Genomic DNA, 14,315 nt, shown 5'->3' with positions numbered 1-14,315 from the left:
AAACGGTGGGGCGACCGGCCACGGAACGCAGCAGGGCCCGCGACCGGACGGTCGCGGGCCCTGCTGCTGGAACGGGTCGGCGTCAGCCGACCACCACGGCGAGGATGTCGCGCGCGGACAGGACCAGGTAGTCCACGCCGCCGTACTTGACCTCGGTGCCGCCGTACTTGCTGTAGATGACCTTGTCGCCGACGGTCACGTCGAGCGGGACGCGGTTGCCGTTGTCGTCGACACGGCCCGGACCGACGGCCAGGACCTCGCCCTCCTGGGGCTTCTCCTTGGCGGTGTCCGGGATGACCAGGCCGGATGCGGTCGTGGTCTCGGCCTCGAGGGCCTTCACGACGATCCGGTCCTCGAGCGGCTTGATGGGGACCGACACGTCGGACCTCCCCTTTCGCGGTGAGAACTGCAACGGATGGGTCGAGCGCACCGGCTGGCCGTCGTCGCGGGTGCCGGACAGCCTGGTCGCACGTGGTGCCGCCTCCGCGAGCGGTGGCGGCACGACCTCAAATCTAGGTCGCCGTTAGCACTCGGTCAAGGCGAGTGCCAACGTGTCCGCCGAACGCGTACCGGGGTTGTGGATACGAGGCTCATGGCCCCGACGACCTGCGAGGGTGAGAAGATGACCTCGCCGCCGACGATCGCCGAGCTGCCGGCCGATCAACGTCCCCGCGAACGACTCGCGCGACACGGTGTCACCGGGCTGTCCGACGCCGAGCTGCTCGCGATCCTGCTGGGCTCCGGCCTCAGGGGCGTGAACGTCGTCGACCTCGCCGCACGGCTCCTGGCGTCCTACGGCGGTGTCGGCGGGCTGCGTCAGGTCGACGTCGCCGCGCTCTCAGCGGAGCCCGGGGTCGGGCCGGCCAAGTCTGCTCGGGTCGTCGCCGCGCTCGCCCTCGCCGCCCGCGCGGAGGTGTCCGTCGACGACCGTGCTGTCGTCGCGCGGTCGTCCGACGTGGCCCGGCTCGCGACGCCACACCTCGCCGGGGCTCGGCGCGAGCGCGTCGTCCTCGTCGTGTGCGGGGCGGGGAACCGTGTGCTCGCCACGGTCGTGGTGTCCGACGGCGGAGCGCACCACGCGTCGTTCCCCGTCCGCGAGGTGCTGGCGGAGGTCCTGCGACGCGACGGTGTGGCCTTCGCGCTCGCGCACAACCACCCCGGCGGCGACCCGGCGCCGAGCACCGCCGACCGTGTGGTCACGCGTTCGTTGCGGGACGCCGCCGCCGGGGTCGGCCTACGGTTCCTCGACCACGTCGTGCTCGCGGGCAGTGCCTGGGCGTCCGCCATCGACCCGACATGACCGACCTGCCGCGCGTCACGTCGCGAGCAGGCGCGCGAACTCCTCGTTGCGGGCAGCCGGAAGAAGTGCATTCACCAACACCTGCCGCCGCGAGGCAAGCCCTCGCAGTTGTTCGACGGACTCCATCCGGCGAACCAACTCGTTCTGAGCACGGAGCGAAGGCACCGGTATCCGCAGATCTTGAAGACTCCTGATCGCAAGGGTTCTGTTGCGCCCCGCTGATCCGGGTGACGCGTCCCGCAGCTTTTCAACCCCGCCAACCGACGTCAGATAGAACCGTGCGAACGCCGCTGAGAGCCCCTTCGAACGCGGGATCCAGGTCATGAAGCGGTGCGATCCCAGCAGGCCGTCGTGCTCACTGCGCGCGAGCCCGACCGCGCCCTCCCACGCGAAAATGTTGCTGATGACGAGGTCGCCGTCCACCACCTCGAAGACCCGTTTTGCTCCGATCTCCTGCGCCGTCACGGGTTCCTTGACGAACAGGCCACGCCCGAACGACCTTACGCCGATCTCGCGGTACGACCTGCCTTCCTCGAGCCTTGCTGGTCGGCGGACAAGTTCGAACAGCTCACCGAAAGGACGGATCGGAGCCTGCAGGCACGCACCCTCGACGAGCTGTCGAGCGACGTCTCCGAGCCCGCCCGACTTCGGGGCAATGACCGAACTTGCGACTGCGTCGAGGCGGGCGGCGATGGCGCGCTGGGTGGGGAGATCCGGAACCGGGATCTCGATCTCCTCGAGGGCTCGCACGCCGAGGGTCCGATTCCTCCCAGCAGATCCCGGTGATGCCTTGCTAACTGCATCCAGCCCACGCGTGGAGAGCAGATACTCCCGCACGAACGAAACGTTGACGGAACTGCTCGTCGGAGTCCACGTCATGAACCGGTGCGAACCGATGAGCCGGTCGTCGCCCTGCCCGGCGACCGCGATCGCGCCTTCCCAGGCGAAGATGTTGGAGATCAGCAGGTCCCCCTCACGGATCTCGAAGACTCGCTTTCCCCCGAGCTCCGCCGTCGAGACGGGCGGCTTGTGAAACGTTCCCCGCCCGAAGGACCGGATCCCGATCTCCGCCCGCTCCTCCCCCATGCGGAGTCCAGGATCACGGCGCTCGAGCTGGAAGAGGTCACCGAACCGCCGCCAGCGCACGCTCATCGCCCAGCCTCCGCCGACACTTCGGCACGAAGGCCGCGCAGGAGATCGAGGATCTGTTCCTCGACCTCGACGAGCTCGTCGAGGATCTCGGCGACGGGACGGTTCTCCAGCGCGTCGCCCACGTGGGGGTTGCGGAGGTCGAGGTCGTACCCGCGCTCGACGATCTCGCCGACCGGGACCTTCCACGCGTGCGCGTCCTCGACGCGCGCCTTCCGACGCTCCGCACCCGGTCCGGACTCGCCCCACCACGCGGCCAGGTCGGCGAACTCCTCGTAGCGCAGCGGCTTCGTCTTGGTGTACTTCTTGCGCCCCTCGGGCAGGGGCAGCTCGTAGAACCACACGTCCGTCGTCGGGCGCCCCGCCTCGAAGAACAGGAGGTTTGACGGGATCGCGGTGTAGGGCTCGAACACGCCGTTGGGCAGCCGGACCACGGTGTGCAGGTCGAACTCCTCCAGCAGCTTCTTCTTGATTCGCCCACCGACGCCCTTGTCGAACAGCGTGCTGTTCGGCACCACGACGGCCGCCCGACCGCGCTTGCGCGCGATGCGCGCCATCACGGCCTGGAGGAACAGCCACGACGTCTCCGCCGTCTGCATCCCCGCGGGGAAGCCCTTCGCGACCTCGGCCTCTTCCTCGCCACCGAAGGGCGGGTTGGTCAGCACCACGTCGACGCCGTCGTCCCGCTGCTCGCGCAGCGGCGCCAGCAGGGAGTTCCCGCGCACCACGTCCGGGCCGTGCGCGCCGTGCAGGAGCAGGTTCATCTGGCACAGCAGGAACGGCTGCGGCTTCTTCTCGAACCCGCGCAGCGTTCCGTGCGTGCGCTCGCGCTCGGCGACCGTCGTCGTCTGCCGTGCAACGTGCTCGTGCGCCTCGACGAGGAACCCGCCGGTCCCGGTCGCGGGATCCATCACGGTCTCGCCCACCTGCGGGTCGACCATGTCGACCATGAACCGCACCACGGGGCGTGGCGTGTAGAACTCCCCCGCGTCACCGGCCGAGTCCCGCATCTCCTTGAGCATCGACTCGTAGACGAGCGCCATGGTGTGCAGGTCGTCAGACGAGTTGAAGTTGACGCGATCGATCTCCTCGGCCAGCTCCGCGAGGAGGTAGCCGGAGAGCATCCGGTTGTGCACGTCGGCGAAGACCTGCCCGATGACGTCGCGTTCGCCGCCCTGCGCCCCGGTGTCCGCGACTCCTGCCAGGTGCGGGATGAGGTTGCCGTTGACGAACGTGACGAGCGCGTCACCGGTCCGGGGCGTCCCCGCGCTGGGTCCCGCCCAGTCGCGCCACCGGTAGGGAGCGTCGAGCAGAGGGACGTAGTCGTCCTCGACCAGCTCACGCCGGACTTCGTGATCGTCGAGCGACTTGAGGAAGAGCATCCAGGAGAGCTGCGGGATGCGGTCGGCGTCACCGTTCAGGCCCGGGTCCTTGCGCATGATGTTCCGCGCTCGTTTGATCACCGTCGTCAGCTCGGCGCGGGACGACGTGGGACGAGCGGCGTTCACGGGGACTCCTGTCGGGAAGGGTGGTCGCTGAGGGCGGCGGAATACAGGTCGTGCGCGAGGGCGAGCGCATCGCTCAACGTCCGGGCCGACACGTCGTACGGCGCGGCGAGCAACTCGTAGTCGGTCTGCCAGGCGGCAGGCGGCTCGGGGAGCCGCTGTGGCGGACTCGCACCGTCGCGCACCTGGAAGACGGCACTGAGCCGTTCGCCGAGCCGCGGGCCGTCCAGCGTGCCGGACTCCACCAGCAGCACGACGTCCAGGAGGTCCTTGACCCGCGTGGAGGGACGTGGGTGCACGTCGACGGCGCTCAGCGCATGGAGCTTCTCTGCCGCGTGCTGCGCCGTGTCGACGGCGATGACGGTGATCGGCTCCCAACCCGGCTCGGCGACGAGCACGGGCAGGGTGATCCGCTCCGTCCCGCCGTCGACCTCGTCGGGCCGCGCGACCACGTCGACCCGGAGGTTGACGAAGTCGCGACCGGCAAGGAGCACGGTCACGGACAGGCGCGCGCCGGCGCCACCGAGCTGCTCGGCGTCCGCCAGGTGCGCTCGTGCTGCGACCACGCGGAAGACGAAGCCGTCACGGTCGACGTCGTGCTCCAACGATTCGGCGAGCAGCTCCGCGAGATCGTCCGCACCCCCGGCGGGAACCGCGACCAGGTCGAGGTCCTTGGTCGCGCGAGCACGAGCGCCGAGGCGCGCCTCGAGCAGGTAGCCGCCCTTGAGCACCCACCCGTCGTCGAGACGACGCAGCAGCCGTTGGAACGCGAGGTGGCGCCGCAGCCGGTTCACGTCTTGGGCGCGCTCGCGGGCGAGGAGCTGAAGGCGAGCATCCAGGCTCGCGCGCAGCGCTGAGGGCTCCCGTGGCGTCATCGTCCGACCGCCGCGAGCGCGCGCTCGATCCGCAGCGCGGCACGGTCGCCCGCCTCGTCGGCGCGGCGTCGCAGAGTGCGGGCGGACACGAGTCCGCGGTCGAGCGCGTCGGCGACCGCGTCATCGACGATCTCCTGCCCGGACGTCGACGCCACGTCGAGCAGCGTCCGGACCGGTGCCGTCACGCGGAACGCGCCGCGGTCCTCGACGTCGGCGTCCGGTACGGTTCCCGCCACGGTGCGCACCGCGGGATGGCGCGCGCGAAAGCCTTGCGGCACGGTCATCGTCACCTCGGCCGGGTCCAGCGTGCCGAGGTCGTGGACCGCGAGCGCCGTCGCGTGCGAGAGAACCCCCCGACCCCGGCTCCACAGCGACCACAGCACGTAGACGTCCTCGATCTCACCCGGCCAGTCCCGCAGCCGAAAGATGCCCCGCTCCACCCGCACCCAGTTCCCCGCGTCGACGTGGTACTTCTGCCCCTGGTGACTGAACCCGAGGCTCACGGCCTGCGCCGCGGTGAAATACCCGGACTGGCGGTACGCGAGCGCGTGCAGTGCCTGCTGGGCATCACGGCGTTGCGTCACGGACCGAGCCTACCAGGCGCAGATAATCAAACTTTCCTTCAGTTTCGCGTCGATTCCAGTCGTCAACATCAAGACGCCTTGTCGTCCTCGTACAACCACTGCTGGAGGTCGTCGACCCACGACCGGATCGACGGCCCGCCACCGAAAGCCTCTGCGAGCTCGACGACCGTGCCCCGTTCGCTCAGCGGGCGGACGTGGAGAGCGGCGAGCGTCACCTCCCCGATCCCCTCCTGCGCGTAGCGGTCCAGCAGGACGTCGATCACCTCGCGGGCGACCGCACCGAGCCGTTCGATCTCCTCACCGTGGGCGATCCGCACGCGCTCCGCGCGCTCCCGACGCGTCTGCGGCTCGAGGTCCCAGGCGACCGCCGACAGCACGTCGAACGCATCGGCGTCGGTCAGCCGGACGTGCTCCGCGAGCAGGTCTACGTCGACGCCGCGGCGATCCAGCTCCGCGGCGAGCTCTCGCCTCGCCTCCGCCTGTTTCCAGGCCACCCTCAGGTCGTCGGCCGACGGGAAGAGGGAGCGGACCCGGTCGCGGACGAACGCCCGGTACTCGAGCGTCGTGAGTCGACCCGTGCCGGGATCGATCAGCTGAAGCCGCTCACCGAGCAGCCGCACCGCCTCGCCCTGGACGGTGAGGATCCGCACCGGAGCCGCCGAAGGCCCGGCATCGTCGCCGGCGCCGTCACCATCGCCACCGAGGTCACCACCGGCCTCGCGCCGGAACTCCGGATCGGGTTCCTCCACGCGGAGGAACCCGACCTGCTCGACCGGACCCAGCGGGTCCTCTGCCTCGTCGGTGACGAACGTCTCGCCGTCGACCACCAGTTCCGTGCGCGGTGCCGGCAACGGCCCGTCGAACTCGGGGTCGCGAAACTTGGCCGAGGCACCGACGTAGTCGACGACCTCGAAGTACTGCTTGCCCTTCGGCGGGTACAACCGTGTGCCGCGCCCGACGATCTGCTTGAACTCGACCATCGACCCCACCGGCCGGCACAGCACGACGAAGCGCAGGTCCTCGATGTCCACCCCCGTGCTCAGCAGGCGAGCAGTGGTCGCGACCTGCGGCGAGTCCGTCTCGGGGTCGGTGAACGCCTGGAGGAAGCGTGCTCGGTCCGGCTCGTTCCCCACGATCCGCACGGCCCACTCCGGGTCGTTCCGGGTCTTGTCCGGGTCCGCTGCCAGCAGTGCGGCCTTCATCTCGTACGCGTGCTGCGCGCTCACGCAGAAGGCGACCGCACGGTCCCCCGGGTGTTCGCGGAGCAGGCCCACGAGGTGGTCGGCCATCGCCGCCGTCCGGTCGGGCAGGGACAGGCGCCGTTCGAAGTCCGGCGTCGCGTAGATGCCCTCGGGGATCTCGCGCCCGTCGACGTCCAGCCGCCCGGGCTCCGCTTCCCAGCCGAAAGCGTCCACGTCGAGGATCACGCGGCGCACCCGGTAGGGCGCGAGGTACCCGTCCTCGATGCCCTGCGCGAGCGAGTACTCGTAGACCGGGTCGCCGAAGTACTCGTACGTGTCGACGTTCGTGTCCCGCTTGGGCGTCGCGGTGAGGCCGACCTGGACCGCGGCGTCGAAACGGTCGAGGATCCCGCGCCACCGGGACCCGCTCGACGCGCTGCCACGATGACACTCGTCCACGACGACCAGGGAGAAGAAGTCACGCGGCAGGGACTCGAAGACGCTGGGCGGCGTCTCACCCTCGCCCAGCTCGGCGGACTCGCCGTCGAGCCCCTGGTAGGTCGCGAAGTACAGGTCTCGGCTCTGCGAGGTCGAGTGCTTGGACAGTCGCGCGACCGGCTCACGCCCGAACGCCGCGACGAAGTCCGCCATCGGCGTCGACACGAGCAGGTCGCGGTCCGCGAGGTAGAGCACGCGGTACGTACGCCCCTCGTCCAGGCGACGGCTGGCCTCGCGCAGCTTGTGCACGAGCTGCAGCGCCGTGAACGTCTTGCCGGTGCCGGTCGCCATGAGCAGGAGGACCCGGGTGCGCCCGGCGCCGATCGCCCCGATCGTTCGGTTGATGGCCGTGCGCTGGTAGTACCGCGGCACCTTCACCTCGCGCCCCCCGTGCGAGCGCAGCACCCGGTTGCACGGGACACGCGACGCGACCTCGCCCCGGGTGCCCAGGCCGCGCCCGGCCGCGTACGCGGCCCACATCTCGTCCGGGCCTGGGAAGCTCGCGACCCTGGTCTCGGTCCCGGCGTTCCGGTCGTGGAGCAGCACGTCGCCACCGTTCGACGCGAAGGCGAACGGCACGTCGAGGCGGACCGCGTAGTCGATCGCCTGCCCCATCCCGTCCGCGGCTGACCGGTACCCACGCTTCGCCTCGACCACGGCGACGGGTACCCCGTCCACCTCCAGCACGTAGTCGGCGACGCGCGGCCGCCCCTTCGCCTGGCGCATCGCGTGCTCGGAGTCCCGGTTCTGGAGCGGGTACTGCTCCACGATCTGGTCCTCGGTCCATCCGGCCGCCCGAAGGGCGGGCAGGATCACGTCCCTGCACGTCGTCGACTCGAGCGGCCCCTGCACCATGCTGCAGATCGTACGAGCCTCCACCCACACGGGCGCACGCTCGACTCCTCGCGCCGCCGTCCGCCCCTCGGACGATCGCCGTCCCGGCTGCGCGTGGTCCCCGTCCCCCGTGGAAGGATCGACGCCATGGACGCCGCCACGCTGACCAAGCTGCTCAGCCCCGAGGGCTGGGCACTGCTCGGCGCGCTCCCCCCGTACGACGAGCAGCAGGCGCTCGTGCTCTCGGCGGGGCTGCGCGCGAAGGGCGTCGACCCCGACCTCGCCGCCGCGGCTCTCACGCAGTCGCGGCTGCGCGCGGCCGCCCGCGGCAAGCTCGGCGCGTTCGCCGACGGCATGCTCTTCACGCAGGCGGGGCTGGAGCAGGCGAGCCGGCTCGTCGTCGCGGGGCTGCACGCCCGGCGGTACCAGGAGGCGGGGATCCGGCGCGTCGCGGACCTCACGAGCGGGATCGGCGTCGACGCGCTCGCCTTCGCGGCCGCGGAGCTCGAGGTGCTCGCGACCGACGTCGACGAGCTCACCGCGGCGATCGCGACCGTCAACCTGCGCCACTTCCCCGAGGCCGAGGTGCGCCACGGCGACGGGCTCGCGCTCGACCTGGAGGGCGAGCGGATCGAGGGCGTGTACGCCGACCCTGCCCGACGGACACGGGGCGGCAAGCGCGTGTTCGACCCGAAGGCGTACGCCCCGCCGCTCGACGCGGTGTGGGCGCTGCGCGAGCGCGTCCCCGCCGTGGGCATCAAGGTCGGTCCCGGGATCCCGCACGACGGCCTGCCCGAGGACGCCGAGACGGAGTGGGTCTCGGTCGACGGCGACGTGGTGGAGGCTGGCCTCTGGTTCGGGCCGCTCGCGCCCGAGGGCCCGGGCCGCTCCGCGCTCGTCCTGGCGACGTGGAGCGGACCGGACGGGATCGAGCGCACCACGACGCGCCGGATCGCCCATCGTCCCGGCGACCACGACGTCGTCCCCGACGTGGGCGGCGTCGGGCAGTACCTCTACGAGCCCGACGGCGCGGTCATCCGCGCGGGGCTCGTCGCCCACGCCGCCCGTGGGCTGGGCGGGCGGCTGCTCGACCGGACGATCGCGTACGTGACGACCGACTCCCCCGCGCCCCTCGACGCGACCGGGCTCGCGGACGGCCTCGCGCGCGGCTACCGCGTGCTCGACACGATGCCGTTCGGCCTCAAGCGGCTGCGCTCGTACCTGCGCGAGCGCGGCGTGGGACGCCTGACGATCAAGAAGCGCGGCACGGCCGTCACGCCCGAGCAGCTCCGCCGCCAGCTCGCCCTCACGGGCGACGCGACCGCCACGATCGTCCTGACGCGTGTGGGCGGGTCCCAGCAGGTCCTCGTCGTCGAGCCGCTCGGTGCCACCTCGACTGGCGCCCCGCAGAGCGGTGTCCAGGAGGGTCCGCGGTGAGCGTCCTGCCGCGGCGCACCGCGATCCCGTTCGCCCGGTCGGAGCGCTCGACCGTCGGGCTGGAGTGGGAGCTCGCGCTCGTCGACGCCGACTCGGGCGACCTGCGCCAGGTCGCGCAGACGGTCCTCGACGCGGTGCGCCCGGAGGGCGGGGGCACGCACCCGTCGATCAAGCAGGAGCTGCTGCTGAACACGGTCGAGGTCGTGAGCGGCGTGTGCCGCACCGTCGGGGAGGCGGGTCGCGACCTCGAGCGCTCGATCGAGGAGCTCCGGGCGGTGACTGACCCGCTGCGCGTGGAGCTCATGAGCGCGGGCACGCACCCGTTCGCGCGCTGGGCGCAGCAGAAGGTCACCGACAAGCAGCGCTACAACACCCTCATCGACCGCACTCAGTGGTGGGGCCGGCAGATGCTCATCTACGGCGTGCACGTGCACGTCGGCATCGAGGACCGCGCCAAGGTGCTGCCGATCCAGCGCGCGATGCTCACGACGTTCGCGCACCTGCAGTCGCTCTCGGCGAGCTCGCCGTTCTGGGGCGGCAAGGACACCGGGTACGCGTCGAACCGCGCGCTCATGTTCCAGCAGCTCCCCACCGCGGGGCTCCCGTTCCAGTTCGCCACGTGGGAGGAGCTCGAGGGCTACGTCGCGGACATGCTGCACACGGGGGTCATCGACGCGTTCGACGAGATCCGCTGGGACCTGCGCCCCGCCCCGCAGTTCGGCACGCTCGAGACCCGCATCTGCGACGGCGTCACGAACATCTCCGAGCTGCTCGCGCTCGCCGCGCTCACGCACTGCCTGGTCGAGCACTTCTCCACGCTGCTCGACGAGGGCCGCGAGCTCCCGAGCATCCCCCCGTGGTTCGCGCAGGAGAACAAGTGGCGCTCCGCGCGCTACGGCATGGACGCGATCATCATCCTCGACCGCGAGGGCAACGAGGAGCTCGTGACCGACGCCGTCGGGCGCCTGCTCGTCGAGCTCGAGCCCGTCGCCGCACGGCTCGGGTGCCTGGACGAGCTCGACGGCGTGCGCACGATCGTGCGGCGCGGTGCGTCCTACCAGCGCCAGCGGGCGGTCGCGCGCCGCAACGGGGGCGAGCTGGACGCCGTCGTGCGCTCGCTCGTCGCGGAGATGCGGGCGGGCCGCCCGCTCTGACGGTCCACCGGGGACGGTCAGTAGTCGCGCAGGACCACGCCGAGGTCCGCGGCGCGGTCGGCGAGCCACGTCGGCGACCAGTCGTCGGCGTCGCACGGCGACGACGTGCGGTCCGCCGCCGCCTCCGAGTACCCGCCCCACGACAGCACGCGGCACGTCGCGTCGGTCTCGACCGCGTGCTGCCACTCCTCGTCCTCGGCGAGGCCGGAGTCGACGGCGGACTGCATCAGGTCGAACTCGTGCCACCACTGGAGCATGTGCGACAGCTCGTGCGCGAGGAGGACCTGCTTGGTCGCCGGGTCGGAGTCCTCGCCCCACCACACGAACAGCACGGTCGGGTGGGCGGGCTGGAAGCAGCCCGCCGAGCCCGCGGCGTACGCGTCGTGCTCCGCGACGTGCTCCATGCCGCAGTTGAGCGTCGGGTCGTCGGTGAAGACGACCTGGACGCCCTCGTTGGCGGGGTTGAGCGCGAGCAGCCAGGCCGTGGGGTCGGGATGGTCGGGCAGGAAGGGCGTGGTCTGCGCCGCGCCCGGCACCGGGTCGGGCAACGGCTCGGCGTACTCGCCCGCCTTCCACGCGGCCTCGGTGCCGGTCGCCGACGGCGCCGCGTCGGGGCTCGTGTCCTCCCAGACCGTCGGAGGCGGCACGGCGCCCTCCTGCTCGGTGGGCAGGACCGCTCCGTCGTCCCGCGCCTCGCGCACGTCGTTGACGAGGTACGCGACGACGGCCACCACGAGCACGAGGACGAACATCACGACCCGCGCGGCACGACCCCGACGCCGGCGCGGCACCTCCCACGAGACGGTGGACGCCCCGTACGGGGCTGCGGTCCCCGCCGGAGCCCCGTACGCGGGCTGGGTCGCGGGAGCGCCGGAGGGCTGACCGTACGGCGCGGCCGACCCGTAGGCCGGCACGGTCACCAGGAGCGCCCGGTGCTGCGCCGCCCAGTACGCCGCGGCGTGCTCGGCGTGGGCGCGCTCGGGACCGGGCGCCGCCGACGCGGCCGCGTGCGCCCATGCGTGGGCGCGCCGCAGCGCCTCGTCAGGCGTGAGACCGGCCTCCGGGGTCACACGTGCGTCACGGTCAACGGCATCGACGAGTCCACGCCGATGTCGAGGCTCGACGGCGCCACGCCGGCCCGCACGACGGCGGACCCGAGCGCGGCGATCATCGCGCCGTTGTCCGTGCAGTAGCGGATCGGAGGGATGCGCAGCTCGATGCCCGCCTCGGCGCAGCGCTTCGCGGCCATGTCCCGCAGCTGCGAGTTCGCGCTGAAGCCGCCGCCGACGACGAGCGTCGACACGCCGTGCCGCTCGCACGCCGCGATGGTCTTCGCGGTGAGCACGTCGGCGACGGACTCCGCGAAGGAGGCGGCGACGTCGTGCACGGGGATCTCCTCCCTCGCGTCCTGCCGGGCCTCGACCCACCGCGCGACGGCCGTCTTGAGGCCGGAGAACGAGAAGTCGTACGCGTGCTTCTCCTGGTCCTTGCGCGCCGTGAGGCCACGCGGGAAGCGGATCGCCGTCGGGTCGCCCTCGCGCGCGAGGCGGTCGATGTGCGGCCCGCCCGGGTACGGGAGGCCGAGCAGGCGCCCGACCTTGTCGAACGCCTCGCCCGCCGCGTCGTCGAGCGTCGAGCCGAGCTCGGTGACGGACGTCGCGACGTCGTCGACCAGGAGGAGCGAGCTGTGCCCTCCGGACACGACGAGCGCCATGACGCGCTCCGGGAACGCGCCGTGCACGAGCTCGTCCACGGCCGCGTGGCCGATGACGTGGTTGACGCCGTAGAGCGGCTTGCCGAGCGCGAGCGCGAGCGCCTTGGCGGCCGACGCGCCGATCGTGAGCGGGCCGACGAGACCCGGCCCGGCGGTCACGGCGATCGCGTCGACCTCGGACAGGTCGACGTCGGCCGTGCCGAGGCTGCGCTCGATCGTCGGGATCATCGCCTCGAGGTGGGCGCGCGACGCGACCTCGGGGATGATGCCGCCGTAGCGCGCGTGCTCGTCCATCGAGCTCGCGACCGTGTCGACGAGCAGCTCGCGACCGCGGACCAGCGCGACGCCGGTCTCGTCGCAGGACGTCTCGATGCCGAGCACCAGGGGCTCGCCGGAGCTCGCAGAGGAAACCATGGCGTCCAGGGTAGTCGCGCGCGCGTCCGGTCCGTGTCGTGTCGCGCACGTCACACCGCCTGTCGGGAAGATGGTTCAATGCTCAACCGTTGCCCCGGTCATGAGCACCGACACCCTGGCTCCCACGAGCCTGCAGATCGACGAGACCACGGCCGACCGCCTCTTCCGCGAGGCGCGCACGACCGCGCAGTTCACCGACGCGGAGGTGACCGACGAGCAGCTCGCCGCGGTCTACGACCTCGTCAAGTGGGGCCCGACGGCCATGAACACCGTCCCGCTGCGCATCCTGGCCGTGCGCACGCCCGAGGCCCGCGAGCGCCTCGTCGCGCACATGAACGACGGCAACAAGGAGCGCGTGGCGAACGCGCCGCTGTCGCTCGTCGTCGCGTACGACCCCGCGTTCCACGAGCACCTCGACACGCTGTTCCCCCACGTGCCCGGCATGCGCGACAACCTCCACGGCGTCCCCGAGGTCCGCGACGGCATGGCGCGCGACAACGCCCACATCCAGGCGGGCTACCTCGTCGTCGGCCTGCGCGCCGCCGGGCTCGCCGCGGGCCCGATGAACGGCATGGACCGCGCCGGGATCGACGCCGAGTTCTTCGCCGACAACGGCTGGAGGTCGATGCTCGTCATCAACGTCGGCGTGGCCGACGGCACCGGCACGCCCTACCCGCGCTCGCCGCGCCTCGCGCCCGAGCAGGCCATCGCGACCGTCTGACACCCGCGGCCCCGCCGCGAGCGCACGTCCGCCGAGGCGGCACCCCACCGCGGTGCCGCCTCGCGGCGGCTGCGGCGCGGTGCCGCCTCGCGGCGGCTGCGGCGCGGTGCCGTCAGGTCGCGGCGGGTCGTGCCGGGTCGTTCGACCACTGCGACCACGAGCCGGCGTAGAGCGCCGCCTCGACGCCGAGCGTCGCGAGGGCAGCGACCTCGTGCGCCGCGGTCACGCCCGAGCCGCAGTAGACGCCCACGGCCGGGGGCGCGTCGTGCGCACCGTTCAGCGCCCCCAGGCCCGCGAACCGCGCACGCAGCGCGGCCGCGTCCAGGAACGTCCCGTCGGCGGCGAGGTTGTCCGTGGTCGGCGCGCTCACCGCGCCGGGGACGTGGCCCGCGCGCGGGTCGACCGGCTCGACCTCGCCGCGGTAGCGCTCGCCCGCGCGCGCGTCGAGCAGCACGCCCGACGCCGCGAGGTCGGCCGCGCCGTCGGCGTCGAGGACGGGCATCCCGCCCGGCGTGACGACGACGTCGCCCGGCTCGGGCCGCACGTCGCCCTCGTCGAGCGCGTGCCCGGCGGCCTGCCAGGCGGCGAGCCCGCCGTCGAGGATCCGCACGTCGTCGTGACCCGCCCAGCGCAGCAGCCACCAGGCGCGCGCGGCGGACGTGCCGCCCACGGCGTCGTAGACGACGACCGGTCGGTCCCCGAGCACGCCCCAGCGCCGCGCCGCGGCCTGGAGGTCGGCGGGGTCGGGGAGCGGGTGCCGGCCCGCCGCGGGCGACGGCGGCGCCGCGAGCTCCGTCTCGAGGTCCACGTACACGGCGCCCGGGACGTGCCCCGCGCGGTGCTGCTCGCGCCCGTCGGTGAGGCCGAGCGCCCAGCGCACGTCGAGCACGACGGGCGGGCGCTCCCCCGCGAGCGCCGCCGCCAGGTCGGGCGCGGCCACGAGCACCCG

General features: G+C 72.4%; 13 protein-coding genes. 4 read left to right on the top strand and 9 right to left on the bottom strand.

Features of this window, described 5'->3' with window-relative positions; genetic code table 11:
* Nucleotides 1-82 precede the first annotated feature (82 nt).
* Nucleotides 83-379, bottom strand: a complete 297-nt coding sequence (groES, locus tag CCE02nite_RS04655; RefSeq protein ID WP_047233053.1) for a co-chaperone GroES — start codon at nucleotides 377-379, stop codon at nucleotides 83-85.
* Between the two features lie 243 nt (nucleotides 380-622).
* Here groES and CCE02nite_RS04650 point away from each other — a divergent pair, with 243 nt between their 5' ends.
* Nucleotides 623-1,300, top strand: coding sequence for a JAB domain-containing protein (locus tag CCE02nite_RS04650; RefSeq protein WP_174774885.1), 678 nt, complete (start codon nucleotides 623-625; stop codon nucleotides 1,298-1,300).
* 15 nt (nucleotides 1,301-1,315) lie between these two features.
* On the opposite strand, the gene CCE02nite_RS04645 is transcribed toward CCE02nite_RS04650, so the two are convergent.
* The 5 genes from CCE02nite_RS04645 to hsdR all read right to left on the bottom strand — a co-directional run bounded on the left by CCE02nite_RS04645 (nucleotide 1,316) and on the right by hsdR (nucleotide 7,947).
* Nucleotides 1,316-2,452 (bottom strand): restriction endonuclease subunit S, encoded by a 1,137-nt coding sequence (locus CCE02nite_RS04645; RefSeq protein WP_141388508.1) that lies wholly within the window; start codon nucleotides 2,450-2,452, stop codon nucleotides 1,316-1,318.
* Nucleotides 2,449-3,957: a class I SAM-dependent DNA methyltransferase gene (locus tag CCE02nite_RS04640; RefSeq protein WP_218027025.1), complete on the bottom strand. Its 1,509-nt coding sequence runs from the start codon at nucleotides 3,955-3,957 to the stop codon at nucleotides 2,449-2,451. Before CCE02nite_RS04640 ends, CCE02nite_RS04645 begins: the two co-directional genes overlap by 4 nt.
* Nucleotides 3,954-4,829 (bottom strand): nucleotidyl transferase AbiEii/AbiGii toxin family protein, encoded by an 876-nt coding sequence (locus CCE02nite_RS04635; RefSeq protein ID WP_141388507.1) that lies wholly within the window; start codon nucleotides 4,827-4,829, stop codon nucleotides 3,954-3,956. The genes CCE02nite_RS04640 and CCE02nite_RS04635 overlap by 4 nt, the downstream gene beginning before the upstream one ends.
* On the bottom strand, nucleotides 4,826-5,413 hold the full coding sequence (locus CCE02nite_RS04630; protein ID WP_141388506.1) for a type IV toxin-antitoxin system AbiEi family antitoxin domain-containing protein: 588 nt from the start codon (nucleotides 5,411-5,413) through the stop codon (nucleotides 4,826-4,828). The genes CCE02nite_RS04635 and CCE02nite_RS04630 overlap by 4 nt, the downstream gene beginning before the upstream one ends.
* Nucleotides 5,414-5,481: 68 nt before the next feature.
* On the bottom strand, nucleotides 5,482-7,947 hold the full coding sequence (gene hsdR, locus CCE02nite_RS04625; protein WP_141388505.1) for an EcoAI/FtnUII family type I restriction enzme subunit R: 2,466 nt from the start codon (nucleotides 7,945-7,947) through the stop codon (nucleotides 5,482-5,484).
* Between the two features lie 126 nt (nucleotides 7,948-8,073).
* Here hsdR and CCE02nite_RS04620 point away from each other — a divergent pair, with 126 nt between their 5' ends.
* Both CCE02nite_RS04620 and CCE02nite_RS04615 read left to right on the top strand, forming a co-directional pair.
* Entirely contained in the window at nucleotides 8,074-9,363 is a 1,290-nt protein-coding gene (locus CCE02nite_RS04620; protein ID WP_141388504.1) for a class I SAM-dependent methyltransferase, read from the top strand.
* Nucleotides 9,364-9,368: 5 nt separating this feature from the next.
* Complete coding sequence (locus CCE02nite_RS04615) at nucleotides 9,369-10,517, top strand: glutamate--cysteine ligase (protein WP_141388587.1); 1,149 nt, start codon at nucleotides 9,369-9,371, stop codon at nucleotides 10,515-10,517.
* Between the two features lie 17 nt (nucleotides 10,518-10,534).
* On the opposite strand, the gene CCE02nite_RS04610 is transcribed toward CCE02nite_RS04615, so the two are convergent.
* The gene (locus CCE02nite_RS04610; RefSeq protein WP_141388503.1) at nucleotides 10,535-11,587 is read right to left on the bottom strand and encodes a hypothetical protein; all 1,053 of its coding nucleotides are present in this window, start codon (nucleotides 11,585-11,587) and stop codon (nucleotides 10,535-10,537) included.
* Nucleotides 11,584-12,645 carry a tRNA (adenosine(37)-N6)-threonylcarbamoyltransferase complex transferase subunit TsaD gene (gene tsaD, locus CCE02nite_RS04605; protein WP_141388502.1) on the bottom strand — a complete coding sequence of 354 codons (1,062 nt, stop codon included), beginning with the start codon at nucleotides 12,643-12,645 and terminating at the stop codon, nucleotides 11,584-11,586. The genes CCE02nite_RS04610 and tsaD overlap by 4 nt, the downstream gene beginning before the upstream one ends.
* A gap of 100 nt (nucleotides 12,646-12,745) precedes the next feature.
* Between tsaD and CCE02nite_RS04600 the strand changes: the two genes are divergently transcribed.
* The gene (locus tag CCE02nite_RS04600; RefSeq protein WP_255318631.1) at nucleotides 12,746-13,366 is read left to right on the top strand and encodes a malonic semialdehyde reductase; all 621 of its coding nucleotides are present in this window, start codon (nucleotides 12,746-12,748) and stop codon (nucleotides 13,364-13,366) included.
* 112 nt (nucleotides 13,367-13,478) lie between these two features.
* Here CCE02nite_RS04600 and CCE02nite_RS04595 read toward each other — a convergent pair whose 3' ends face one another.
* A complete protein-coding gene (locus CCE02nite_RS04595) occupies nucleotides 13,479-14,312 on the bottom strand; it encodes a sulfurtransferase (RefSeq protein WP_218027027.1) in 834 nt (277 codons plus the stop codon).
* Nucleotides 14,313-14,315 lie beyond the last annotated feature (3 nt).

The organism is Cellulosimicrobium cellulans, from assembly GCF_006539945.1.
Taxonomy (GTDB): Bacteria; Actinomycetota; Actinomycetes; order Actinomycetales; family Cellulomonadaceae; genus Cellulosimicrobium; species Cellulosimicrobium cellulans.
This window is presented reverse-complemented; position numbering and strand designations above follow the sequence as displayed.

Excerpts from the sequence above, each read along its gene's own strand:
- CCE02nite_RS04650 (WP_174774885.1), top strand. The coding sequence starts at position 623 with ATGACCTCGCCGCCGACGATCGCCGAGCTGCCGGCCGATCAACGTCCC.
- CCE02nite_RS04645 (WP_141388508.1), bottom strand. The coding sequence starts at position 2,452 with ATGAGCGTGCGCTGGCGGCGGTTCGGTGACCTCTTCCAGCTCGAGCGC.
- CCE02nite_RS04635 (WP_141388507.1), bottom strand. The coding sequence starts at position 4,829 with ATGACGCCACGGGAGCCCTCAGCGCTGCGCGCGAGCCTGGATGCTCGC.
- hsdR (WP_141388505.1), bottom strand. The coding sequence starts at position 7,947 with ATGGTGCAGGGGCCGCTCGAGTCGACGACGTGCAGGGACGTGATCCTG.
- CCE02nite_RS04620 (WP_141388504.1), top strand. The coding sequence starts at position 8,074 with ATGGACGCCGCCACGCTGACCAAGCTGCTCAGCCCCGAGGGCTGGGCA.
- tsaD (WP_141388502.1), bottom strand. The coding sequence starts at position 12,645 with ATGGTTTCCTCTGCGAGCTCCGGCGAGCCCCTGGTGCTCGGCATCGAG.
- CCE02nite_RS04600 (WP_255318631.1), top strand. The coding sequence starts at position 12,746 with ATGAGCACCGACACCCTGGCTCCCACGAGCCTGCAGATCGACGAGACC.